Source organism: Carboxylicivirga taeanensis (assembly GCF_051851475.1).
Lineage (GTDB): Bacteria > Bacteroidota > Bacteroidia > Bacteroidales > Marinilabiliaceae > Carboxylicivirga > Carboxylicivirga taeanensis.
In genome coordinates, this window is sequence record NZ_JBPUSJ010000002.1 from 188522 (window position 1) to 214475 (window position 25954).

Below are 25954 nucleotides of genomic sequence, written 5' to 3' on the forward strand. Positions count from 1 at the left end.
ATGGGGCAGCTAATTCTAACCGATAAAGAAAAATGTAATTTAAGTTATACCTGTGTTCGGGTGTGTCCGGCCAAGGCCATTAAAATTGCTGATAAATACGCACAGATTTTACCTGACAGATGTATTGGTTGTGGGCACTGTGTAACCATGTGTGCCCAGGAAGCCATAGCCTACAGGAGTGATATTGAAGTGGTAACTGAGCTGATTAATAACAGTGCCAGAGTAGCGGCCATTTGCGATCCGGCCATATCTGGTGAGTTTACAGATGTGGCCGATTATCGGAAATTTGTGGCCATGATTCGAGAGATAGGCTTTGATATTGTAACCGAAATGTCGTTTGCGGTCGATTTGGTCGCCTATAAGTATAAAGATCTCGTAGAGAGCTTTCAGGGAAAACACTACATCACCACCAAGTGCCCTCCGGTAGTCAGTTACATTGAGAAGCAGGAGCCTGAGTTGGTCGAGAACCTGGCGCCCATTGTGCCGCCTTATATTGCCATGGCAAAGATAATACACAAGCGTTATGGCGATGATGTAAAAATCGTGTACATAACGGCCTGTACTGCGGCTAAAGATGAAAAGCGGCAATTTTATCACACGGATGGACATATAGATGGAGCACTCACCTTTAAAGAGCTGAGGCAACTATTTGCTCAGAGGAGCATTACCGAGAAAACGGTAGAATTTAGTGAGTTTGATCCACCATTAGGCCGAAAAGGCGGACTCTTCCCCATTTCACATGGCTTGTTTCAGGCAGTTGATATTAACCAGGGGCTGCTCGAAGGCGATATCATCATCACCGAAGGGCGGACTAATTTTCTGCAATCAATTAAAGAGTTTAAGTACGAAAGTGAGCTCAACCAGCACCTTGATTTATTCTACTGCAAAGGCTGCATACAAGGGCCGGGTACTTCAGTAGGTGGAAAAAAATTTACCAGACGTTCGCAGGTTATCAAGTATGTGAATAAGCGGATGAAGGCCATAGATGCCTATCAGTGGCGCCTTGATATTGAAGAGTTTAAGAGTCTAGATCTCAGCCGATCTTTTAAGTCAAAAGACATTCGGTTACCGGTTCCAACCAAAGAAGAGGTGGACAACGTACTGGCCGATATGGGTAAATCCAAAGCCGAAGATCAGCTGGGCTGCGGCGCTTGCGGCTATCCTTCCTGCCGGGAGTTTGCCATTGCTCACTTGCAAGGATTAACCGATTATGAACAGTGTTACTCTTTTTCAGTCAGAAAATTACGTTCCTATGTTAATAAGGTTAATGCATCCAATGAAAAGTATCGCAAAACTCAAGAGGCCCTAGTTAAAAGTGAAGAAAAGGCAAGGCAGGAAGAGAGTCTGGCACGTGAAGCTGCAGAAACGACAACCGCCATGCTTAATAAGCTGCGCGCGGGAGTGGTTATTGTCGACCATAACCTTAATGTGATGGAGGCCAACCAACGGTTTGTGGAGATGCTGGGAGACGATGCCCGGGAAATAGCAGAGGTAGTGCCCGGACTGAGAGGAGCTGAGTTGAAAAGCCTGGTTAGCTTCCATAAAGTGTTTGCCGCTGTTTTGCAGTCGGGGCAAGATGTGGTGGAGCGTGACCTGGATTATGGCGGTTCAATCTTTAATGTATCGGTATTCACCATTAAGCGTAATCAAGTGGTTGGGGGAATTATCAGAGACTTAATAACACCGGAGGTTAGAAAAGAAGAAGTTATTAAGCGCGCCCGTGATGTAATTAAAGAGAACCTTGAAACGGTGCAACAAATTGCTTTTCTGTTAGGCGAAAGTGCTTCTAAAACAGAAAAGACGCTGAATAGTATTATTGAAGCTCAGCAGTTAGGAGAAAAAGATGGATCCGGCAACTAAATATTTCATCGATGTTGAATGTCGCCAAAATATCCATGCAGGTGAAATTATTTGTGGCGATGTTTTTCTTTCTCAGCGGATGAAGGAAGAAGGGCGCATTATTGCCGTTCTTTCCGATGGTTTAGGCAGTGGTGTAAAAGCCAATGTACTGGCCACGCTGACGGCTTCCATGGCAATGAATTTCACCGTGGAGCACAGGGAAGTGGCACGTTCTGCAGAAATTATAATGAATACTTTGCCAGTTTGCAGCGTGCGGAAAGTGAGCTACAGCACCTTTACCATTATCGATATTGAAGATGATGGAACAACCACCATCGTTGAATACGATAATCCTCGGTGTATGATCATGCGTGGCGCTGAGGAGCTGGACCCAGGCTGGAAAGATTTGGAGCTGGAAAGTGAACAGAATAAGGGCAAGAAACTAAAGTTGTGCCGGTTTAAAGCACAACTTGAAGACCGCATCTTTTTTTGGTCCGATGGGGTGGTGCAGTCGGGTATGGGCACCCGTGCTTTTCCTTTTGGCTGGGGACGCGATGAGCTGGGTGAATACGTGAAGAAGATTGTAAAATACACTCCTTTTGCCTCTTCCGGGAAGCTGGCACAAAAGGTGATTAATATGGCCTTATTACATGATGGCGACCAGCCCAAAGATGATTCTTCCTGCGGGGTAATTTATTATCGTGAACCGCGTAAATTACTGCTAATTACAGGTCCCCCGTTTGAGGAGCGAAACGACTTTTCTTTTTCGCTTAAAGTCAAGCAATTTAAAGGTAAAAAGATAATTGCTGGTGGAACCACGGCCGAAATTGTGGCCCGTGAGCTGGCCTTGAAATTCGATGCCGGCTTTGAATCGGATGATAGTGAATTGCCACCCATTTCCTATATGGAAGGGATTAATCTGGTCACCGAAGGCATCCTGACGCTTGGCAAAGTAGCTCGTTTGCTTGAAACTTACACGGTTAATACCCGTTTGTCCAAAGGCGCTGCCGATCAGATAATTAAAATGCTGTTCGAAAGCGATCGCATCCACATTCTCAATGGAACGCGTATCAACGTGGCACATCAGGATCCTAACCTGCCGGTTGAACTGGAAATCAGAAGAACTGTGGTTAAGCGCATTGTCCGATTATTGGAGGAACGGTTTCTTAAAGATGTAACCATCGAATACCTTTAGTAATTATGATTTAAATCATACATTTAACATTTGTTATAATTTGATACACAAGTGTTAAATCTACTTTTGATTCGAAAGCTAATTTTGCCGCTTATCCACTGATTTGATGCACTTTATTTAGATTTGTTCTGTATTAAAAAAAGCAGACATCTGGCCTTTTTTTTCTCGGTATATTAGTATTAGTTTGTTAATTATTCAGGAATTATTTCTTTAATAGTTTGCATCATTAACCTAGCTAAGATGAACAAATTATGGCGTCATCAATGAAAATTAAAAAGATTGCGGAAGTACTGGATGCTCAGGTCGTTTGTGGCGAAAAATTTATTGATAATGAAGTGGTGTGTGCCTTTGCCAGTGACTTAATGAGCGATGTATTAACCTTAGAGTCTGAGCAGTTGGTGCTCATTACCGGCTTAACAAATATGCAAACGGTGCGCACAGCCGAAATGGCCGATATAAATTGCATCGTGTTTGTCAGGGGAAAAAAGGTAACTCCGGAGATGATTGATGTGGCCAGCGAAAATAACACGGTTTTAATCGAGTGTAAGTATTCGATGTTTAAAACGATTAGTATGTTGCACGAAGCAGGCTTGTGTCCTGTATATTGATTAGATAGAGGATATGAAATTTAGCTACGATGTTGAAGGAGGAAACTTTGCCAAAGCAGGTAATGCCGCCAGCAATGTGAAAAAGATTCTCAAACAGCTAAATGTGGATCCCAAGATAATAAAGCGCATTGTAGTGGCGCTGTACGAAGGCGAAGTCAATGTAGTGGCACATGCCTATAAAGGACAAGTATTGGTTGATATTAATCCCAGTCGGATACATATTCGTATTGAGGATGAAGGGCCGGGTATACCGGATATCAACCTGGCAATGCAGGTGGGGTACTCAACAGCATCAGCAATGGTGAGAGAAATGGGCTTTGGCGCTGGCATGGGATTACCCAATATGAAACGAAATGCCGATGCGATTGATATTAAAAGCACGGTAGGAAAAGGAACGGTTGTAGAGCTAACAACTAATTTGACAAGTTAACAGGGAGTAGCTATGAGCGATCAACAGTTTTATCATGCATTAAAAGTGGATAAAGATTTATGTTTCGGCTGTACCCATTGCATGAATGTTTGCCCAACTGATGCCATTCGTATCCGCGATGGAATTGCGTCGATACGAAAGAACTGGTGTGTAGACTGTGGAGAATGTATGAAGGCCTGTCCGGTAGACGCTTTTTATGTGGAACAGGATGACTTCGCGAAAATTTTCAATTTTAAATACCGGGTAGCCATTCTGCCATCAGTTTTTATTGGCCAGTTTTCTAAGCATATCAAAGAGTGCGAAATTATTGAAATACTCAAAGGGCTTGGCTTTACCCATGTAGTGCCGGCTGAGGCAACTGTTGATGTGATAAAGCAAGCGATGTTGGAAGAGCTTAACTCAGATAGAGATAAGCCAATGATCAGTGCCTTTTGTCCGTCTATAGTGCGCCTGATACAGGTGCGTTTCCCCGGTTTGGTCAACAACATAATTCCCATTAAACCACCCATCGATACCACGGCTATGTATTATCGCGACTTGCTGCAGGAAGAAGGTAAAAGTGCCGATGAAATAGGGGTGTTTTATGTAACGCCGTGTGCCTCCAAAATAGCAACCGTCAAAAGTCCGGTAGGTGATGAAGTATCCAATGTGGATGGGGTCATTAACATGGATTTTCTTTATAATAAAGTGTACCATGTGTTAAAAACGCGTCCCGAAGCTCAGCATGTTTGTCAGGATACCGTGCCCTACCTGTCTCCGCAAGGGCTTAACTGGAGTCTTACCGATGGGGAGGCCAGCCATATGACCGGCCGGTGCCTGGCCATTGATGAAATTCACAATGTGATTTCTTTTCTGGAAAAAGTTGAAAATGATGAAATCATTAATGTCGACTTTCTCGAGTTAAGAGCCTGCGACCAAAGCTGTGCAGGTGGCGTTTTATTAACCGAAAATCGCTTTCTAACTGTCGAAAGAATTAAAAGTCGGGCCGAACGGATCAATGCCTCAGGCAAGTATGTGCTTAATATTTCGGCTGAACACAAGCGGCTAATCAAGCAGAATACAACAGTAGGCAAGATAGAGCCACGTTCTATGATGGTGCTGGATGAAGATATGGGCATTGCATTAAAGAAGATGGAGCGGGTGCGTCGAATGATGTGCTATTTGCCTGGTATAGATTGTGGGGCCTGTGGAGCTCCCAACTGCGAAAGTCTGGCTAAAGATATTGTTCGAAAGGAAGCACATTTATCCAACTGTGTTTTTTTGCAAAGGATGATGGAGAAAACTAAAAAGCTCGATCCACAGCACTCCATTCGCATTATTGAAAAAACATGGGGCAAAGATCGCCTCGATAAAGATTGTAAGAAAAAAGGGGCTAACAACGAAGGTAACAGATAAAAGATATCCTCAAGCGGATGGCTTTGGAAGTATCTTATTGGTTCATTGATAATAATTTATTTACACATGAAAGTTTGTGACATAATTGAAAAATTGGATCTGAAAGTTATTGCCGGGGCAGAAGGTCTCCAAAATGAGATAACCGGAGGTTACACCTCGGATCTGCTGAGCGATGTAATGGGGAATGCCGATGAAGGCTATGTGTGGATTACCCTCCAAACGCATCGTAACGTTATGGCAGTAGCTTCTCTAAAAGAAGTGGCGGCAGTCATTATTGTGAAAGGTCTCGAAGCCGATGAAAATACAATTACTCAGAGTAATGATGAAGGGATTCCATTGCTCAGCTCAGAGATGGAAACATTTGAGCTGTCTGGCAAGCTATATCAATTGTTAAACGAATAAACGACACCAGGTACAAAACACAACGCGATGTGTTGTATCCTGTATAAAACGTTTTGATACTTGAAACTGACCTGATGAAGCGCTTTAAAGCCGATCTGCATATCCATACTGTCTTATCTCCCTGTGGAAGTTTAGAGATGAGTCCGGTACGAATTGTTGATAAAGCTTTAGACCAGGGCTTACATATGATAGGAATAACCGACCATAACTCAACCCGGCAGTGTGCCGAAGTTTCGAGAGTGGCTGGCAAAAAAGGATTGGTGGTAGTGTGTGGCGCCGAAGTAACGACTAAAGAGGAGGTGCACTGTTTAACGTTCTTTGAAAACTTTGAAAAACTTGATGCCTTTCAGTCCTACCTGGATGAACATCTGCCTCATATCCCTAATGATCCTGAGCGTTTTGGTCATCAGGTATGGGTAGATGAAAATGAAGAAATCATCGGACAGGAGGAACGTTTGCTCATTAGTGCCATCAATCAGTCTATTGATGAGGTGGAGCAAAAGGTGAGAGAACTGAAAGGCTTGTTTATTCCGGCACATATTTTTCGGCCAAGTTATAGTGTATACAGTCAGTTAGGATTTATGCCTTTCGAAATACAACCAGACGCGGTCGGGATTAGTGCCCGGTTCGATGTGGAGGAACAATTAAAAAAGCACCTCGAACTGAAACAGTTTACCATTCTGCGCTCATCAGATGCTCATTTTCCAGAGCAAATAGGCTTGCATTACTCATTGATGGCTATGGAGGAGGCTTCTTTTAGTGAGTTACGAATGGCTTTGCATCAGCAAGGGGGACGAAAAGTGGTGGAGTTGAGATAATGAAGGATTTGTCAATGCATATCATGGATATTGTCCAAAACTCGGTAAGGGCTCAGGCCAAAAATATAGGCTTGTCAATTATTATTGATGAACCTTGGTTAGTCATTCGTGTGCAAGACGATGGAACGGGCATGGATAAGCCAACACTGAAAAAAGTAAAAGATCCTTTTTATACCTCCCGCAGAACCAGAAAGGTAGGCATGGGTATTCCCTTAATTCTGCAAAATGCAGAGATGACCGGCGGGCATTTGCAAATTGAGTCTGAATTGGGCAGCGGCACCACCTTAACCGCCAAGTTTGGACTGAAGCACATCGATCGCCCACCAATGGGAGATTTTGCCTCCACAGCTGCCATGATGATGACAGGGAATGAAGGGGTGAATTTGCAATTAATTGTGCAGCATGGGGAGCAGCAATTTGCAGTTACTACCAATGAAGTTAAGGAAGTACTGGGAGATGTTGATATCCGTTTACCACGGGTAACAAGGTTTTTAAAGGAAATGATTGAAGAAAATCTAAAGGAATTAAAAATAGAGTTCGATTAACGAGCAATCCGGTTTTCGTTGTAAGCGTTCAACCCGATGGCTCATTAGCTAAATAAAGAATGTGTAATTAATAATAACCAATTTCTATGTCAAAAGTTAAATCTCTCGCCGATTTGCGCAAAATGCGCGATGAGCTGCAAACAAAAGTTAGTTTGCGTGAGAAAAGCGACCATCCTGAAAAACTGGTTCAGGTAAAAGTGTCGATGGCTACCTGTGGAATTGCTTCAGGTGCCAAGGAAGTGATGAATCATATGATTGATGAAATGGATCGTCAGGCTATTGATGCTGTAGTTACTCAAACCGGCTGCATGGGCTATTGCTATGCAGAACCAACTATCGAAGTTACGCTGCCCAATAGTACACCGGTGGTTTTTGGGCATGTGGATAATAAAAAGGCCAATGAAATCATTGAAAAGTACATTATCAGAGGTGAACTGGTGGATGGTATCATCCCGGTAAATTACGAAACAGTAAAAGAGAACAAAAACGAATAGTTTTTCACGCTATGGCTAAATATAAGAATCATATCCTTGTGTGCGGCGGAACTGGTTGTCGCGCATCACGGGGAGAAGAAATTGTACAGAATCTTGGTAAAGTTCTGGAGGAAAACAGTCTGGAGAATGAGGTGCAGGTCGTAAGAACCGGGTGCTTTGGTTTTTGCGAAAAAGGGCCTGTTGTTAAAATGGTTCCCGACAATACATTCTATGTCCATGTGACTCCGGAAGATGCCAATGAAATAGTTGCCGAACACTTGGTGAAAGGGCGTAAAGTGGAACGCCTGTTATATACCGACCCTGAAACGCAGGAGCGTGTGTTGGAATCAAAAGATATGGGTTTCTACAAAAAGCAAATCCGCATCGCTTTGCGAAATTGTGGCTTTATTAACCCTGAAAACATCGACGAATATATTGCCCGTGATGGATATGCTGCTTTGGGGAAGGTACTCACCGAAATGACCCCTGAAGAAGCCATTAAAGTAATTATCGATTCAGGTTTGCGCGGACGCGGAGGAGGTGGTTTCCCTACCGGTTTGAAATGGGACATTACCCGCAAAGTAGAAGCGGCTCAAAAATATGTGGTTTGTAACGCCGATGAAGGCGATCCAGGTGCATTTATGGACCGCTCAATTCTCGAAGGCGATCCGCACGCGGTGTTGGAAGCAATGGCCATCAACGGTTACTGTACTGGTGCCACAAAAGGGTTGATTTACATCCGTGCCGAATATCCGTTGGCTATTTCCCGCTTAAAAATTGCCATTGCTCAGGCGCGCGACTACGGCTTATTAGGCTTCAATATTTTTGGAACAGGCTTTAGCTTTGATGTGGAGCTGCGTTATGGCGCTGGTGCATTCGTTTGTGGTGAGGAAACATCATTGATTCACTCAATGGAAGGGTTGCGTGGAGAACCAACCGTTAAACCACCATTCCCATCCGAAAGTGGGTACAAAGGCATGCCAACCAATGTTAACAACGTTGAAACCTATGCGAATATTCCGGTAATTCTGTTGGAAGGGGCCGAGTGGTTTAGCAGCATCGGTACTGAAAAGAGTAAGGGTACCAAGGTGTTTGCTTTAGCCGGTAAAGTCAATAATGTGGGCTTGATTGAAGTACCAATGGGTACCACATTGCGCGAAGTGATCTTCGATATTGGTGGCGGTATCAAAGACGGTAAGAAATTTAAAGCTGTTCAAACGGGTGGCCCATCGGGTGGTTGCTTAACTGATAAGCATTTAGATATTCCTATCGATTACGATAACCTGCTGGCTCATGGCTCAATGATGGGATCTGGCGGAATGATTGTGATGGATGAGGACGATTGTATGGTTTCGGTAGCCAAATTCTATTTAGATTTTACAGTTGAAGAATCCTGTGGTAAATGTGCACCTTGCCGCATTGGTAATAAGCGTTTGTACGAAATGCTGAATAAAATTACTGAAGGCAAAGGCACTGAAGAGGATCTGACATTGCTGCGTAACCTGAGTAATGTAATCAAGGATACCTCGCTTTGTGGATTGGGACAAACATCGCCCAACCCGGTGCTTTCAACCATGGAAAACTTCATGGACGAGTATGAAGCGCACGTACAGCAGGGACAGTGTCCGGCCGGACAATGTAAAGCATTGATGCAGTATGTGATTGATGCTGAAAAATGTATCGGTTGTACGCTTTGTTCACGTGTTTGTCCGGTTGATGCGATTACCGGCGATAAGAAAGAACCTCATGTGATTAGTCAGGAGACGTGTATCAAATGTGGTGCTTGTTATGAAAAATGTAAGTTTGGGGCAATCAGCATTCAGTAATTGACCAGGCGTATTTTTGAACAGTAAAAGATAGAAGAATGGAAATCGTTCAATTAACCATAGATAATAAAAAGGTAGTTGTTGAGAAAGGCACTACCATCTTAGAAGCAGCTAAAAACATCGGGGTGGATATTCCCACGCTTTGTTACATGAAGCTGGATGATATGAACTTTGAGAACAAGCCGGGCGGCTGTCGGGTGTGTGTGGTTGAGGTCGAGGGTCGCCGTAACCTGGCACCAGCTTGTAAAACTGAATGTACCGAAGGGATGGAAGTCAATACCCACTCTGTACGCGTGGTAAATGCCCGTCGTACAGTTATGGAGCTGATTTTGTCAGATCACCCCTTTGAGTGCCTGGTATGTACAAAGTCGGGGAACTGCGATTTACAATCGCTGGCTCAAAAGCTGGGTATCCGCGAGGTGCGTTATCAGGGAGAAAAGAATACCTATAAAAGCGATGAATCTCCGGCAATCGTGCGCGAGATGGAGAAATGTATCATGTGTCGCCGCTGCGAAACGGCCTGTAACGACGTGCAAACGGTAGGCGTCCTATCTGCAATTAACCGCGGCTTTGAATCGGTAGTGGCACCAGCCTTCGAGATGGATTTAGATCATTCAACCTGTACATTTTGTGGTCAGTGTGTGGCAGTATGTCCAACAGGTGCATTAACCGAGCGGGATAGCTCAGCAAAAGTGATGGATGCAATTGTTGATCCAACCAAGACGGTCATTGTGCAGACGGCACCGGCTGTAAGGGCTGCTTTAGGAGAAGAGTTTGGCATGGAGCCGGGTACTTCTGTAACAGGTAAAATGGTGGCGGCATTACGTAAACTTGGTTTCGACCATGTGTTTGATACAGACTTTGCTGCGGATTTAACCATAATGGAAGAAGGTACTGAACTGCTTGGGCGTTTAAATGCACATTTAAATGGCGATAAAGATGTTAAGCTGCCTATTTTAACCTCTTGCTGTCCGGGATGGGTGAACTTCTTCGAGCATCAGTTTCCTGATATGATTGATATTCCCTCAACCGCTAAGTCGCCGCAACAAATGTTTGGTGCTATTGCCAAAACCTATTTTGCCGATCAGTTGAAGAAAGATCGCAAAGATGTAGTGGTGGTTTCTGTGATGCCTTGTTTGGCTAAGAAATATGAATGCTCGCGCGATGAGTTTAAGGTCAATGGCGATCCGGATGTGAATTTGTCGATTTCAACACGCGAACTGGCACAAATGATTCGCAACGCTAACCTCAATTTTGGCGCACTTGAAGATGATGATTTTGACCAGCCGATGGGAGAATCTACTGGAGCAGCTGTAATTTTCGGCACAACAGGTGGTGTGATCGAAGCTGCTGTACGCACGGCTTACGAACTGCAAACTAAAAAGCCTTTGCCAAAAGTGGATTTTGAAGAGTTGCGAGGATTTGAAGGTATTCGTTCGGCCACTATCGATTTTGACGGGTTACCAATCAATATCGGTATTGCACACGGATTAGGTAATGCGCGTAAATTATTGGAAGAGATTAAAGCTGGTAAATCACAGTTCCATGCCATCGAAATCATGGCTTGTCCGGGTGGTTGCATTGGTGGTGGCGGTCAGCCCTATCACCACGGCGATGTGGAAGTGTTGAAAAAACGTCAGCGCGCTATTTATGAAGAAGATAAAGGAAAAGTGCTTCGCAAGTCACACGAAAATCCATTCATTACAAAGTTGTATGAAGAGTTTTTAGGTGAGCCATGTGGGCACAAATCGCATGAGTTGCTTCACACGCACTATTACGATAAGAAAAAGAAGATTGAAATCTAGTTAGTAGCAAGGTGAAAGTATCGGGGGCAATTAACATCCCGGTACTTGATGCTTGTATCTTTTATCTTAAAAGGAAATAAAATGGCAAATATAAAATTACCCGCTGCTAAAGTGGACGAATTAAAAGAAGTATGTAAAAGGTTTGACAACGATGGAGGCGAACTGATTAATGTGCTTCATGCAGCTCAGGAGATGTTTGGTTACTTGCCTGCCGAAGTGCAGGAGCTGGTAGCTAATGAATTAAATGTTTCAGTAGCACATGTTTATGGAGTGGTAACGTTCTACTCTTTCTTTTCGATGATTCCCAAAGGTGAGCATCCTATTTCTATTTGTATGGGAACAGCTTGCTACGTGCGAGGAGCAGAAAAAGTGTTGGATGAGTTCAAACGTCATTTGAGTGTGAAAGTTGGTGAAACAACCCCAGACGGTAAGTTCTCCATAAGCTGCCTGCGCTGTGTTGGTGCCTGTGGTTTGGCACCGGTAGTAACGGTTGGCGAAAAAGTATATGGCCGCGTGTCGGCTGAGGATGTCAAAGGCATCTTGGAAGAGTATAAATAAATACCTTTTCTCAAAATAAAAGCCGCCTCATCGGTTGGGGCGGTTTTTTTATGGTTTGAAGAAGCGAAAAGAGCACATTGGTTGAAGAAAACTCAAGCATATTTCGACTTTATGATGATTTGTATTTATCTATGAAAAAATTTTTTTAGTCAAAAATGATTTAAATGTATTTATTTTAAATAACCTATACGATAAGTTTTTATAGCTTATGCACTACTTAAAGATTATGATGCCGCTTTAACTGCTCTTGAAAAAGGCCGTGCATTGGATAAGAATGTGGGTGATGCTAATTATGTGGAATACAAGTTGACAGATCTGGCAAAGAGAAATAAGATATTTAAAGAGTTTCTTGCTGCAAACTAACAAGCACCCGAGAGTAACCAAATTGTTCGGAAGGACATTTTAGAGAAATATCGATTAGTTAAATGTTTAAAAATGAAGCCGTCTTACATTAGTAAGGCGGTTTTTTTTATACTTTTAGAATAGATTCTACCCAAACTATTATGAAAATTCGATTAGTATTCAGCTTATTGCTTTTTGTGCATTTTGGTTTTTCACAAGAACCATTTTTTAAAGTCAGCCAACCTTTTGTTTTTACAAACGGTAAAATTGGAGGTGCTTATATAGATATCGATATGGTAGAAAATGACGCCTGGTATGTCTATTCCGGTGGAAGCTCCCCCACCTATGGTCATTATTATAATGCAGAGGGCAAAAAGGTTCCGGCTTATTTAAAATACAATGGCTCTGCAAATCACCTGTATGTTAAAAGTTCAGAGGAGTACCTTAAAGGAAAAGTTTTATCTGCTGGCAAGGAATGTAAAGGATTTGTTATTGAAAATGATTCCTTTACAGTATTTAATAATGTTACTTTTAACAAAGTAACCAAGTCAAAAGAACTTAATAAACCACAATTTGTCAAATACATAGCTTCGATAGATGGACACGAGTTATTTAGACATATCCGAACAACAAAAGATGCCAGATGGGTTACCTATTTATTAAAAGATACGAAGGCAGACCGCATAATTACTTTACCAAACGAGGATGAGGAATTAAGACGAGCCTTGGAATGTTTTTATCATGTTGCACCTGAATTAAAGAGCTTAATTGGCGGGTTTGGCTATACGGTTCAGGATATGGAAGAGATATTTACCTATCTGAAATACAAAAAGTGTTATGTTGCTGATTCGGTCATGTTCCTTAATAGCTCATTAAATGCGGTGGAGGATTCTTTGCAAGCTAGCTGTTATTTGAAAGTAAATCACATCAGTCATGAAGCTTCTGAACTGGAATATTACAGCTTGGATAGGCGAAAACTAATGACTGCGACGTATTCAACTCTCTTCCCCAAAGTTAAACATGGCCAATGCACGTATTATTACCCCAATGGAAATGTAAGAAAGAAAGTAGAGTATAAAGATGGTCGCATACAGTGTTTAGAAGCTGTTTATTATCAAACTGGTGAGCCCAAGGTCACAATTATCAATTATCCCAAAGCATATAGGTACAGGTTGGAAAGCCTTAATGCATTAAAAGATACCAATGGTTTAAAAAGCTTTATAAATGAGGTGAAAGCACTGCAGCACGATGTGTGGTCGAAAGGAACGGAGGTGTTGTATTATGAGTGGAAAGATAGGTTTGGTGCGAACTTACTTGATGAAACTGGCAGCGGTCTTATTCAGGAAGTTGATTCTACTAATTCAATGGTCTATCATCGAGTAATTTCAAATTATCAGTTAATGGAAGCGTATTACCTGTTAGGTGATAAAAAAATCTACCAATATTGTGAATCTCCCTTAAAGTTGAGAGATTTTAATAATAAGGGAGCAGAGTTTTCAAAAGGATTTGGTTACCCCATCAAATGGAAGGTAAATGAGATGGCAGGCTGCTGTCTGGTGCGCTTTGTAATTGATGGGGATGGTTTAATAAAACACTACGCCATTGAACGGATTTTAGATGAAGATACTTCGCAAAAAATGGATGTTTTCTTAAAGAGGATAATAGGAGATACCTCATGGCGTGTTGCCAAAAACAAGCAGGAAAAAGTAATGGGTGAGTATTGGTTGTGTATTAATTTTATAGACAGATTTGATAATTTGTCATCGGGCAGATATCATAATTCGGGATTAATGCAAATGCAACAGATGCAAATGCAACAGATGCAGAACAACTTTAGACCTCCTGTGGGCTTTTAATTTAGATTCTCAGAAATACACTTGTTTTTACTTTAGCTTCAAGGCAAAATGTTTATGAAAATAATAAGATTGTAAGCGAGAACGCATCAATTATTTAGGTTTGTCATTGGTGCATTTATCTTATGACATCTCTCAGTTAATAATTCTGGTAATATCTTGCTTGAATAAGCTTAAAACACCTAATTTTGAATCATTCAAGTCGTGATTTGGACAATATGTAAAAGCAAGGCAAATGTCAATAATTTATAATCCGCAACAATACAAGTTGGCCGATAAGCCAATGGAAAACTTTATTGATTCGGACGAAATTCATGAGATACTGGAAGCGCATCAGAACCCGTCAATGGAACAGGTTACTGAGGTAATAAATAAGTCGCTTAATAAACAACGATTAAGCCTGCAGGATACAGCAACGTTATTGAATGCCAACGAACCAGAAATGGTCATGGCCATTAAAAGTGCTGCCAGGCAACTGAAAGAGCAGGTCTATGGCAAGCGCATCGTACTCTTCGCCCCACTTTATATCGGAAATTTGTGTATCAACGATTGCGCCTATTGCGGATTCCGTTCGACCAATAAAAAGCAGGCGCGTTTAACACTTGATAAGCAGGATATTATTGAGCAGGTAAGGGCGTTGGAAGACACTGGCCATAAGCGTTTGATTTTGGTGTATGGCGAGCATCCCCGTTACGATGCCCAATTCATTGCCGATACTGTTAAGATAGTTTATGGTGTTAAACATGAGAATGGTGAAATCCGACGTGTCAATATCAATGCGGCACCATTGGATATTGAAGGGTTTAAAACGGTTAAGGAAGCTGGCATTGGAACCTACCAGATTTTTCAGGAAACCTATCATAAACCCACCTATGAAAACGTGCATCTGAAAGGCACTAAAAAACATTTTGACTGGCGACTGGCCGGGTTGGACAGAGCCCAGGAAGCAGGTATTGATGATGTTGGTATTGGAGCTTTGTTTGGCTTGTATGACTGGCGTTTTGAAGTACTGGGTTTACTTCGCCATGTAAATCATTTTGAAGCGGTATACAACGTTGGGCCACACACCATCTCTTTCCCTCGTATTCAGTCGGCGTCAGGCTTTGAGGTAGATAAGAAGTACGATGTAAGCGATGCGGATTTTACGAAGTTAGTAGCCGTTTTGCGTTTGGCAGTGCCCTATACGGGTCTGATATTAACAGCTCGCGAACCAGGCCATATTCGTGATGAAATTTTGCAATATGGTGTTTCCCAGATTGATGGTGGTACCAATATTGAAATGAAAGGTTACACCAGTCATAAAGAGCAGCAGGATTTAGATCATGAACAGTTTGAAATTTGCGATGCCCGTTCATTAAATGAGGTGATGGAAGAATTGGTAGAGAGTGGATACATCCCTTCTTTTTGTACAGCTTGCTATCGCTTGAAGCGCACCGGTGAGCATTTTATGGAGTTTTCTGTGCCTGGTTTTATTAAACGGTTTTGCCAACCAAACGCCCTATTAACTCTTGCCGAGTATCTTGAAGATTATGCGCCGCCAGCGACCAAAAAGAAAGGCTATCAGTTGATTGACGATAACCTGAAAGAGTATGAAGACGAGCGGTTTAAGGATAAGTTAGTCGAGCGTCTTCACCGCATTAAAGAAGGGGAGCGTGATTTATACTTTTAAACAGTAACACACACATATATAGCTAAGGCCTGTTGGATTTGATTCCGGCAGGTTTTTTTGTGCTGTGGCTTTCGACTTTTGCAATTAACAGGTCAAATATTTGGCGTTATCTATCCATTAATCAGTGAATTATTCACATAAAACACCTAAATGAGATAAAAACATCCTAAAATCGATATAAATTAAAAAGTTATCAATACATTCGTAACGTTTTAGTATTAATCAGGATGGTCAATGATTATTTGAGTGGGAGTTGGGGCATTTTTGTTCCCCGTTTCATGTACTTGTGCAGTTTATCATCCTCAAATGAATTTGAATGCAATTAGTTGAAAATAAGCAAGGTGTTGAAGGTGGTCTGAAAACTGAATTTGAGCAGCTGTTAAAGAATTTAAAAGCAAAGATGAAAAGCGTTTATCATGAACGCACTAATGCCAACCAATTGGCAATCAACAGAGGGATGCCGCCATTTGTGATGCGCGAAATCATGTCGGTCAACCCTTTCTCGGCCATCATACCTAAAGAGCATGGAGGATTAGGGGGAGATGTTAAGGAGAGTATTGCTCTGATGGGAGCCGCCTCCTACGAGTCTTTAGCCCTATCGCTTACCTTTGGAATAAATATGGCCCTTTTTCTGCAACCTGTTATCAAGGCAGCTCAGCCTGCTGCAAAACGCGAGGTGTTAGCGCGCTTTGTGGGGCAGCAAAATATGGGTGGATTAATGATTACCGAGCCAGCTTTTGGGAGTGATGCACTGAATATGCAGACAGCCTATACGATGGCTAATGACATGGCCCGTATAAAAGGAACCAAGCATTGGGCCGGTCTTACCGGATGGGCTGATTTTTGGCTCTTAACAGCTCGCAAAGATGCAGGAGATAAGCGTCTGGAGCGCGATTTGGATTTTTTTGTATGCGACGTTACACAGCCCAGACAAGGAATAGAGGTCGAGGAATTTTTTGAAAACCTGGGATTGTATCAGATTCCCTACGGGCGCAACAAAATTGATGTAGAGGTGCCCATAACCCATAAATTGGAGCCGGAGAGCACAGGCGTTAAGTTTATGCTTGATTTATTGCATCGCAGCCGAATGTCGTTTCCGGGTATGGCCATTGGTTTTGTCAAGCGCATGATGGATGAAGCCATTGCGCATTGTCAGCAGCGCTTTGTTGGTGGAAAGAGCTTACTGGCCTATGATCAGGTGCAGCAGCGTATCAGTCAACTTCAAGCCTATTATACAACTATCTCGGCATTTTGTCTGCAAAGCAGTAAGAGCGCCGGGTTACATGAAGATTTATCAATGATTGGTATTGAGGCCAACGCAGTTAAAAGCTTGTCGACAGACATGATGCAGGCTGCTTCGCAAAGTTTGCTGCAGTTAGTTGGAGCCAAAGGATACCGCCTTAATCATATTGCTGGTCGCTCAACAGTTGATAGCCGGCCATTCCAAATTTTTGAAGGCTCGAACGACATGCTGTACTCCCAAATTGCAGAAGGTGTTATTAAGCAAATGCGCAAGCTAAAGCAGACAAACGTTTTGGAGTTTATCAATGGGTTTAGCCTCACAGCGAACAGTGGTAAGTTGGTTGATGACTTACTGAACTTCAACCTAAACTTTTCCATACCACAGCGTAAGCTGGTTCAGTTCGGACAGATATTTAGCCGCGCTATTTCACTTGATCGGGTTACGGAACTTGGTAATGCCGGGTTTTCTTCGCAGCTCATCGATGGCGCTATTGTAAACCTTCGACACGAAATGAAACAGCTTATTTCGGCTTTTACTGCCAGCAATGAGTCGAAAGTTATTGAAGATTATCGTGCTAAGTCCGACTGGTGGTCGTTTGCCTGAGGTTAGCAGGTTGCCAATAAAAGCAAACGCCCCTTGTTACAATTAGCAAGGGGCGTTTGTTTATAGTAAGTTGTGTTACTTTCTCCATAAAGTTTTCTGGAAAATGATGCCGTAATATTTATCACTGCTATCACTCATAATGCAGTATTCAAAGCCAAGTTGAATACCTCCAAAAGCTTTGATGTTATAATAGCCATCCACCCAAAGCGAATTATTGCTATAGCCCTGTCGGTTGAAATTAGTTGTTGTTCCAACGGCAAAGTCAAAGCGGCCTCCATAGGTATAATACAGGCCATTTACCAAAGCACCATTGTCCCAGGTTTCTACATCGTGGTTGTAGGTAAAGTAGGGCTGAAGCGAATGGTTCTTAACCTTAATTTCGTAGCCATAGCCCAATCCAATACCAAAAAACTGCCCCTCAAACCGTTCGTGCGCAAGGCGGAGGTTAAAGCTATGGCGGGCATCTTTAAGAGCAGTCAGCCAAAAGCTGGCTTCCATATCTGAGTAGCCTACTGTGTTAAACAGTTGTACACTTAATGCGTGTATGTTGCTTGAAATGTTCCGGTTGTACGGTTCTTTTTCCACACCTTTTGCAGAAAAAGATAATAGCGTTACAATAGCTGAAAAAACTATAAGCTGTCGTTTCATTTTACTTTTCGACATCTTCGTGTCCATTAATTAAGAATTAAACAATAGTGTAGATTTAATTTCTCTAGTAATGGGGTTGGATAAGGGGGAACAGCTGTTTTAGATAAGGACTATTTTATCCTGATGAATTTCAATTAAGCGTTGCTTGTATAATGTGCCGGTAGCTTTTTTGAAGTTTTTTTTGCTGGTTCCAAACAGCTTATAGATTACTTCGGCGGGACTTTTATCAGAAATTGGTAATTGGCCGCCTTTGGCTTGCAGCTGTTGTAAAATTTCTCCGGCGAGTCCTTCTATTTTTTCGTAGCCAGGTTTCTCGAGTGTGACATCCAGTTTGTCATCTTCCCGCACTTTTTTAATAAAGCCTTTGCAGCGATCGCCTATTTTAATGGGTTTAAACAGCTCGTTGTGGTAGAGCATGCCTGAGTGCAGATTATTAATCGCTACTTTATAGCCCAAATCTGTTTTATCAATCACCAGCAGATCCACTTCTTCTCCTTCTTCGTATTCGGGAATCAGGTTGTCCAAGGCCGTGTTCAGCTTTGACGTGGCTACAATTCGTTTACTTTCATCATCAAGGTAGACGTATACCACATACTTTTTGCCTTCTTTCATGCGTTCTGCCTGTTCGCGGTAGGGAACCAACAGATCTTTCATTAATCCCCAATCTAAAAAGGCACCTGTTTTGTTAACAGATACAACTTCCAGAAAAGCAAATTCTCCTATGGTGGCATAAGGTTCTTCTGTGGTCGCGATTACTCGGTCTTCTGAATCCAGGTAGATAAATACTTCGATTTCATCTTCAGGTTTCAGTCCGGGTGGAACATATCGTATCGGCAGTAAAATCTCACCAAATTCGCCTCCATCCAGATAAACACCAAAATCAACTTCCTTAACAACCTTTAGTGTATTGTACTTACCTATCATTCTGTTCGTTTTTTAGGTGCGCAAATATAGATAAAAAGAATAGGATATGTGTTCATTCAGAGGAATTAAGCACTTACATGGGTGTTTTTTAACGCTTTTTAGCGACTGTTTTATAGCATCTTTTAAAAACGATAAAAAAGTGTTAATTTAAATAGCAGTAAATCAGTCCAATATAAGCGACAATCATATATAAACATCTAGAAAGTTGCATATGTAGAAAAATAGATATATGTTTGTCACTGAAATTTTACGAGAGTAAAACAAATGCGCAAAAAACAAGCAAAACATATGAACAGGAATTTTTTTACAGGAGTATTACTAGTCTGCCTGTCACTGGTGGGCTATACATCTTATGCTCAGGAAGAAGATGAGTTAAAGGTGTTTTCATTAGAGGAGGCATTACAACTGGCCTCTGAGAATAATCGTGAGATTTTAAAAGCGTTGGCAGATGTTGAAGCGGCAAGGGGAGGAAGCCAGCAGGCAAATGCTGCTTTTCTGCCTTCTGTGGAACTGTCAAGTGGATACACAACTTCCAATGATCCACTTTATGCTTTTGGCTTTAAGCTGCAACAACAAGGGGTAACCATGGCCGATTTTGATCCGGCGGTGATTAATAATCCTGGTCAAACCAACCAGTTTGCCACGCAAATAATGGTTGAGCAGCCATTAATCAACGTGGATGCCTGGTTGGGTAAAAGTGCTGCCCGAAAGCAGGTAAAGGCACTAGAGCAGAAGACGGCCTACACGCGCGAGTATGTGCAGTTTTTGGTTAAGCAAACCTATTATGGCCTGCAGTTGGCTCAAAACCGTGTTGCTGTGATGAAAAAAGCACAGACAACAACGGAGTCATACCTCAGGGTGGCTGAAGATAACCTGAAGCAAGGCTATATGAAAGAAGCTGATGTGATGACAATAAGAGTGCGTCAGTATGAGCAGGTGGCTATGGTGCAGGAGGCTGAGAACCAGGTGAAGAACATCAGTGAGATGCTCAATTTTTTGATGGGTCGGGATATTCACTTGCCCGTTCAGGTGTCCGATTCAATTAGCCAGGTAACTTTTTCATTCAACAATGCTACCTCTATTTTTAACCGTTCCGATGTTGTGGCCATGCAGTATGGTGTGGATGCGCAGAAGCAAATGAGCAAGAGTGAGCTGATGAAGTTTGCTCCCCGGGTGAATGCTTTTGGGGCCTACAACCTTTATGACGCTGATTTCGGGGGTTTTGGTGCCGATAGTTACATGGTGGGCATTAAGCTGCAATGGCGCCTTTTTAACGGCGGCCGCAATATTGGGAAATACAACCAAACAAAAGCCAACTATAACAAGGCACACGTGGCCTATCAGGAATACATTGAAAAAGAAAATATGGAACTGTCTAAAGCGGCACGCGACATCGCGGTGGCAGAGAGTCAGCTGGCGACCTACAATCTGGCAACTGAAGAGGCCAATGAGTCGCTGCGTATCAGAACGAACCGCTACAACCAAGGCATGGAGAGCACCTCGGATCTGTTAATGGCTGAAACAAAGGCAGAAGAGAGTATGCTTAAAAAGCTGAATGCCATCTATACCTATAACGTGGCGGTATTCAGGTACCAAATGCTGGCTTCGGAAGCTGGTCAGCAATAATTCAAGTTATCATTCGAAAAAAACAAAAAATAGTAACATATGAAATCTTTAAAATTATTAATAGTAGCATCGGCTATCGCTTTTTTTACGCAGGCTTGCGGCGGTAGCTCCGAGGAAGGTAATACAGGCAAGTTAGCTGTTAAAGCAAAAGTTGAAACCCTTCAGCTAAGTACCGTTCCCAAACAATTTAATTATACCGGCACCGTTGCTTCAGTCAATCAATCGACCCTGAGTACACGTATTATGGGGCAAATAAGCAAAGTGTTGGTGCGCCAGGGCGATGTGGTTCAAAGAGGTCAGTTATTGGTATCTATCCGCAGTAACGATATTCAGGCCAAAGCTATGCAGGTGGAGGCAAATATTGTGCAGGCCAAAGCGGCCTTTAAGCATGCCCAGGACGATTTTAATCGCATCCAGTCATTGTACAACAGCAATAGTGCTACCGAAAAGGAGTTGGATGATATTACCGTGCATCTCGAAATGACCAGAGCTCAGTTGGTAGCTGCTCAGAAAGCTAAAGATGAGGTAGCCGAAATGCTGTCTTATGCCAACATTAAGGCGCCTTACAATGGCGTTATTACCGATAAGTTTGTAGATAGTGGAGACATGGCCAATCCGGGCATGCCGCTGCTAGCCATTGAATCTCCTGGGTTATTCGAGGTAATTGCCAGGGTACCAGAGTCAGAAATTTATAAGGTTGAAAAGGGCGATGCTGTGCAAGTGCGTGTGGATGCATGTGAAGAACCCATTGAAGGCGTTGTGGCTCACATTAGTCCATCCAGTCGTTTTTCGGGTTCGCAGTTTGATGCCCGCATTAGTTTGCAGCCAACAGCCGAGCAGGAGCAGGTTGTTCGTAGTGGGATGTTTGCGTATGTATCCCATATTAAAGGAGAAGAGCAAAAGTTATTGGTACCAGCATCAATGGTCGTTGAACGCGGCCAGCTTAAAGGTATCTGGACGGTTAGTCAGGCTAACCAGGCACTATTACGCTGGGTACGCTTAGGTAAAACCTATGGTGATAATATCGAAGTGCTTTCGGGCTTGAGCGATGGTAACCAGGTTATTGTTACCTCAGAAGGCCGTCTGTTTGATGGCGCCCACCTGCAATTAAACTAATGTTCCAAACCTTTAAATTCTTACAGTTATGAAAACAGGATTTGCCGGGACATTAGCCCGGATGTTTATAAAATCAAAACTGACACCCCTTTTGATGGTCGCATTTTTGATCATTGGAGTGTACAGTTCATACCTTACTCCTCGGGAAGAGGAACCGCAGATTGATGTTCCCATAGCCGATATTTTCATCGGCTATCCGGGAGCCAGCCCTAAAGAAATAGAGTCTAAACTAGTTACTCCTATTGAAAAACTTGTTTCTAATATAAAGGGCGTAGAGTATGTGTATTCCCAGTCAATGTCGGAACAGGCCATGCTGATAGTGCAGTTTTATGTGGGCGAAGATATAGAACGAAGCCTGGTGAAGCTCTACAACGAAATCATAAAAAATATGGATAAGATGCCGGCTGGCGTTACAATGCCGCTGGTTAAAACCCGCTCTATTGATGACGTGCCGGTGATGGGCCTAACGCTTTGGAGTGAGAATTATGATGATTATCAGCTGAAGCGCGTGGCGCAGGAGCTCACATCCGAAATTGAGAAGATTACGGATGTGTCGGAAACAAAGGTCATTGGTGGACGAAACCGCGAAATACAGGTGGTGCTCGATCGGGATAAGATGGCTGCCTTTAAAGTCGATCCATTGCTTATTACCCAGCAGTTGCAGGCTGCTAATCAGCAAGTATCGGCCGGTAGTTTCAATAATAATAATACCGAGTATGCCGTTCGAACAGGACAGTTCTTTACCAATGCTGAAGAGGTGGCCAATGTGGTTGTAGGCGTTTATCAAAACTCACCGGTCTATCTGCATCAGGTAGCACAGGTAGAAGATGGACCTGCTTTGCCCAGTTCGTACGTGGCCTTTGGTTATGGGCAGGCCAGTGATAATAAGTCCGTGTTTCAGGGCGAATATCCGGCGGTAACCATCTCTGTTGCCAAACGAAGAGGTGCAGATGCCATGCGTCTGGCTGATCAGATAAACGATAAAATTGAGATTCTGCGTGAAGAGCTGCTTCCGGCCGATATACAGGTTGAAGTAACACGGAATTATGGAGAAACGGCTTCGGATAAAGTAGGAGAATTGCTGATGCACTTGTTAGGTGCTATTATTGCTGTTACATTGGTGGTGATGCTAGCCATGGGATGGCGTGGTGGTTTGGTGGTGTTTATTTCAGTGCCAATTACCTTTGCCCTAACCATGTTTAGTTATTATTTCCTGGATTACACGCTTAACCGTATTACCTTATTTGCCTTGGTGTTTGTAACCGGTATTGTGGTCGACGATTCCATAATAATTGCTGAAAATATGCACCGCCACTTCAAAATGAGGCAGTTGCCTTTTTGGCAGGCCGCTTTGCGCTCTATCGATGAGGTGGGTAATCCAACCATTTTGGCTACTTTCACGGTGATTGCAGCTGTTATTCCGATGGTGTTTGTATCCGGTATGATGGGACCCTACATGAGTCCGATGCCGATTGGTGCTTCTATCGCCATGATTTTCTCCTTGCTGGTGGCGTTAATGATTACGCCCTGGTTGGCCTATAGGTTGCTGAGGCACGATGATAATGAGGACGATCAGAAAGATTACTCATTGGAAAAGACCCTCATATACAGGCTCTACAACAAAACCATGCGCCCCATGATTGAAAGTCCGGTTAAACGCTGGGTGTTTATCGGTGGTGTAACACTGTTATTAATTGGATCAACCAGTTTGTTTTTATTCAAAGTGGTTACTGTTAAGATTCTGCCTTTTGATAATAAGAATGAGTTTCAGGTGGTAGTGGATATGCCCGAAGGGACAACTCTCGAAGAAACTGCTAATGTAACCAAAGAGCTGGCCGCCTACCTGAAGAATCATGAGCTGGTTACCAATTATCAGACTTATGTAGGTGCGTCTGCTCCAATTAACTTTAACGGCCTGGTGCGGCATTATGATCTACGCCGGGGTTCCAATGTAGCTGATATTCAGGTTAACCTGTTGTCTAAAAAGGAACGCGACTTGCAATCGCATGATATTGCTAAAGAGCTGCGTCCTGGTTTGCAGGCTATCGGTAAAAAGTTTAATGCCAATGTAAAGGTGGTGGAAGTACCGCCCGGACCTCCGGTGATGTCAACACTGGTTGCTGAGGTGTATGGTCCCGATTATGAGGCACAAAAAAATGTTGCCACGCAGGTGAAACAACTGTTTGCCGAAACCGAGAGTGTGGTAGATATCGACTGGATGATGGAGGCTGATCAGACCGAATTTACTTTTGATGTTGATAAAGAGAAAGCCATGCTGGCAGGAATTGCCCCGCAGCAAATTATTCAGGCCATGAATATGGCTTTGCGCGGGTCTAATGTCTCGTATTTATACGCCGAAAACGATCATAAGCAGGTGGGTATTAAGCTGCGTTTGGATGAAAGCAACCGCACAAGTATTGACGATCTGAAAAAAATTACGCTGAAATCACAGCAAGGTGATATGGTGGTCATTGGTGATTTGGTGCATGTCAGGGAGGCTTTTAAGGAAAAAAGTATTTACCGCAAAAATCAAAAGCAAGTGGTATATGTAACCGCTGATGTGGCCGGTAAGCTGGAGAGTCCGGTATATGCTATTCTGGATATGAGTGATCGCATGGATGAGATTGAGCTGCCCGAAGGCTATTCCATTGAAGAATTTTACAACGGACAGCCATTTGTTGAAAACAATTTCGGACTTAAATGGGATGGTGAATGGCAAATTACCTACGAGGTGTTTCGCGATTTAGGAACAGCTTTTGCCGTGGTATTGGTAGTAATTTACTTGCTGATTGTGGGGTGGTTCCAAAACCTGAAAGTGCCTTTCGTGATGATGGTGGCAATTCCTCTTTCATTGGTTGGTATCGTATTAGGACACTTTATGCTTAATGCCTTTTTTACTGCCACTTCAATGATTGGTATGATTGCGCTGGCCGGTATTATGGTACGTAACTCCATATTGCTAATCGACTTTGTTAATATCCGCCTGAATGAAGGTGTGCCGCTGCGCGAAGCAGTGATTGAGGCCGGGGCTGTAAGAACAACACCTATTTTACTAACTGCCGGAACAGTGGTTATTGGTGCTGTTGTCATCCTGTTTGACCCAATCTTCCAAGGACTGGCCATCTCCTTGATGGGGGGCACTATTGCCTCTACGGTATTGACCTTATTAATTGTGCCACTCATCTATTACATGACAGAGCGCAAGAAATATGAAGGAACTGAATTAGCAGGTGATAAGGCCGCTGCCACTGAGAGTGAGGCTGCAGCCATTGAAGAAGTAGTGGAATCCAATAATTAATTACCCATGGTGTAAAGTGTGTGAGCTATTGTCGAATGTGTGCTGCACACTTTACTCCAGGTGTTTAATCAGATAAAATATGAAACTATTAATAGCCATTGCGGTAGCGGAATATAGAGAACGCCTGCAGGAGTTTTTTAGCGAGCATCAGGTCCCTTACTATAACGAAATAGAAATGATGGGAATGCGTAAGCTTCAGAAAGAGCATCGTTTGGGGAACTGGTTTGGACAAAAATCCATGGGGGTTGACAACATTGCTTTTGTCTCATTTATAGGCGATGAGCAGGCCAATAGCCTACTGGATAACCTCTTGAAGTGCAAAGCAGAAATGCCTCAGTGCAACATTAATGCGTATGTTATTGATGTTGAAAAAGGCGTGTAAGCTTCTTGAGAGTGTGTTGCAATAAATAAAATGTAAAGTATTTATAAAGTTAAACTGCTGGTGGCCATAGTGCTTACCACAAAAATAAAGAATCATGCAAGAACGAATTATCAGAGCAATCGCCGGAACATTAGTGTTAACAAGTATTTTGTTAGCTGTTTATGTGAACATTAACTGGCTGTTTTTAGCCGGGTTTGTAGCTGTTAATATGATACAATCATCCATTACCAAATGGTGTTTAATGAACGATATTTTAACAAAACTGGGAGTGCCCAAATAAATATAGGTGATGTTTTCTCATTGGAGAAAGCATGTTTTTAGGTTTCCATATTTTTTGTTTGTGAATGAGAAAGGCC

Annotated in this window: 22 protein-coding genes; 20 read left to right on the top strand and 2 right to left on the bottom strand. The window is 42.7% G+C overall.

Annotated features, from left to right (window positions below):
- From ACSX1H_RS04295 to ACSX1H_RS04365, 15 genes are all read left to right on the top strand, one after another.
- On the top strand, window positions 1-1860 hold the full coding sequence (locus ACSX1H_RS04295; RefSeq protein WP_439182446.1) for a [Fe-Fe] hydrogenase large subunit C-terminal domain-containing protein: 1860 nt from the start codon (window positions 1-3) through the stop codon (window positions 1858-1860).
- Entirely contained in the window at window positions 1844-3034 is a 1191-nt protein-coding gene (locus tag ACSX1H_RS04300; protein WP_439182447.1) for a SpoIIE family protein phosphatase, read from the top strand. Before ACSX1H_RS04295 ends, ACSX1H_RS04300 begins: the two co-directional genes overlap by 17 nt.
- A gap of 263 nt (window positions 3035-3297) precedes the next feature.
- Window positions 3298-3642 (top strand): DRTGG domain-containing protein, encoded by a 345-nt coding sequence (locus ACSX1H_RS04305; RefSeq protein ID WP_439182448.1) that lies wholly within the window; start codon window positions 3298-3300, stop codon window positions 3640-3642.
- A 13-nt stretch (window positions 3643-3655) separates the two neighbouring features.
- Window positions 3656-4072 (top strand): ATP-binding protein, encoded by a 417-nt coding sequence (locus ACSX1H_RS04310; protein ID WP_439182449.1) that lies wholly within the window; start codon window positions 3656-3658, stop codon window positions 4070-4072.
- A 12-nt stretch (window positions 4073-4084) separates the two neighbouring features.
- Window positions 4085-5467: a [Fe-Fe] hydrogenase large subunit C-terminal domain-containing protein gene (locus ACSX1H_RS04315; RefSeq protein ID WP_439182451.1), complete on the top strand. Its 1383-nt coding sequence runs from the start codon at window positions 4085-4087 to the stop codon at window positions 5465-5467.
- Window positions 5468-5533: 66 nt separating this feature from the next.
- Window positions 5534-5869 carry a serine kinase gene (locus ACSX1H_RS04320; protein WP_439182452.1) on the top strand — a complete coding sequence of 112 codons (336 nt, stop codon included), beginning with the start codon at window positions 5534-5536 and terminating at the stop codon, window positions 5867-5869.
- A 74-nt stretch (window positions 5870-5943) separates the two neighbouring features.
- On the top strand, window positions 5944-6687 hold the full coding sequence (locus ACSX1H_RS04325; protein ID WP_439182454.1) for a PHP domain-containing protein: 744 nt from the start codon (window positions 5944-5946) through the stop codon (window positions 6685-6687).
- 23 nt (window positions 6688-6710) lie between these two features.
- A complete protein-coding gene (locus ACSX1H_RS04330; RefSeq protein ID WP_439182455.1) occupies window positions 6711-7232 on the top strand; it encodes an ATP-binding protein in 522 nt (173 codons plus the stop codon).
- 86 nt (window positions 7233-7318) lie between these two features.
- Entirely contained in the window at window positions 7319-7726 is a 408-nt protein-coding gene (locus tag ACSX1H_RS04335; protein ID WP_439182456.1) for a (2Fe-2S) ferredoxin domain-containing protein, read from the top strand.
- Between the two features lie 11 nt (window positions 7727-7737).
- Window positions 7738-9531, top strand: coding sequence for an NADH-ubiquinone oxidoreductase-F iron-sulfur binding region domain-containing protein (locus ACSX1H_RS04340; RefSeq protein ID WP_439182457.1), 1794 nt, complete (start codon window positions 7738-7740; stop codon window positions 9529-9531).
- A gap of 38 nt (window positions 9532-9569) precedes the next feature.
- Window positions 9570-11336, top strand: a complete 1767-nt coding sequence (locus tag ACSX1H_RS04345; RefSeq protein WP_439182458.1) for an NADH-dependent [FeFe] hydrogenase, group A6 — start codon at window positions 9570-9572, stop codon at window positions 11334-11336.
- 81 nt (window positions 11337-11417) lie between these two features.
- Window positions 11418-11894, top strand: coding sequence for an NADH-quinone oxidoreductase subunit NuoE family protein (locus ACSX1H_RS04350; protein WP_439182459.1), 477 nt, complete (start codon window positions 11418-11420; stop codon window positions 11892-11894).
- Window positions 11895-12397: 503 nt separating this feature from the next.
- Window positions 12398-14092: a toxin-antitoxin system YwqK family antitoxin gene (locus ACSX1H_RS04355; protein ID WP_439182460.1), complete on the top strand. Its 1695-nt coding sequence runs from the start codon at window positions 12398-12400 to the stop codon at window positions 14090-14092.
- A gap of 232 nt (window positions 14093-14324) precedes the next feature.
- Window positions 14325-15758 (top strand): [FeFe] hydrogenase H-cluster radical SAM maturase HydG, encoded by a 1434-nt coding sequence (gene hydG / locus ACSX1H_RS04360; protein ID WP_439182461.1) that lies wholly within the window; start codon window positions 14325-14327, stop codon window positions 15756-15758.
- Between the two features lie 316 nt (window positions 15759-16074).
- Window positions 16075-17604, top strand: a complete 1530-nt coding sequence (locus tag ACSX1H_RS04365) for an acyl-CoA dehydrogenase family protein (protein ID WP_439182463.1) — start codon at window positions 16075-16077, stop codon at window positions 17602-17604.
- Between the two features lie 75 nt (window positions 17605-17679).
- Here the strand turns inward: ACSX1H_RS04365 and ACSX1H_RS04370 are convergent, their stop codons facing one another.
- The gene (locus tag ACSX1H_RS04370) at window positions 17680-18279 is read right to left on the bottom strand and encodes a hypothetical protein (protein WP_439182465.1); all 600 of its coding nucleotides are present in this window, start codon (window positions 18277-18279) and stop codon (window positions 17680-17682) included.
- A 72-nt stretch (window positions 18280-18351) separates the two neighbouring features.
- Window positions 18352-19176: a CvfB family protein gene (locus tag ACSX1H_RS04375; protein ID WP_439182466.1), complete on the bottom strand. Its 825-nt coding sequence runs from the start codon at window positions 19174-19176 to the stop codon at window positions 18352-18354.
- 288 nt (window positions 19177-19464) lie between these two features.
- Here ACSX1H_RS04375 and ACSX1H_RS04380 point away from each other — a divergent pair, with 288 nt between their 5' ends.
- From ACSX1H_RS04380 to ACSX1H_RS04400, 5 genes are all read left to right on the top strand, one after another.
- Entirely contained in the window at window positions 19465-20802 is a 1338-nt protein-coding gene (locus ACSX1H_RS04380; protein WP_439182468.1) for a TolC family protein, read from the top strand.
- 39 nt (window positions 20803-20841) lie between these two features.
- Window positions 20842-21918 (top strand): efflux RND transporter periplasmic adaptor subunit, encoded by a 1077-nt coding sequence (locus tag ACSX1H_RS04385; RefSeq protein ID WP_439182470.1) that lies wholly within the window; start codon window positions 20842-20844, stop codon window positions 21916-21918.
- A 28-nt stretch (window positions 21919-21946) separates the two neighbouring features.
- On the top strand, window positions 21947-25216 hold the full coding sequence (locus ACSX1H_RS04390) for an efflux RND transporter permease subunit (protein ID WP_439182471.1): 3270 nt from the start codon (window positions 21947-21949) through the stop codon (window positions 25214-25216).
- 79 nt (window positions 25217-25295) lie between these two features.
- Window positions 25296-25598, top strand: coding sequence for a hypothetical protein (locus tag ACSX1H_RS04395; protein WP_439182473.1), 303 nt, complete (start codon window positions 25296-25298; stop codon window positions 25596-25598).
- Window positions 25599-25692: 94 nt separating this feature from the next.
- Window positions 25693-25878 carry a YgaP family membrane protein gene (locus ACSX1H_RS04400; protein WP_439182474.1) on the top strand — a complete coding sequence of 62 codons (186 nt, stop codon included), beginning with the start codon at window positions 25693-25695 and terminating at the stop codon, window positions 25876-25878.
- The last annotated feature ends 76 nt before the right edge of the window (window positions 25879-25954 follow it).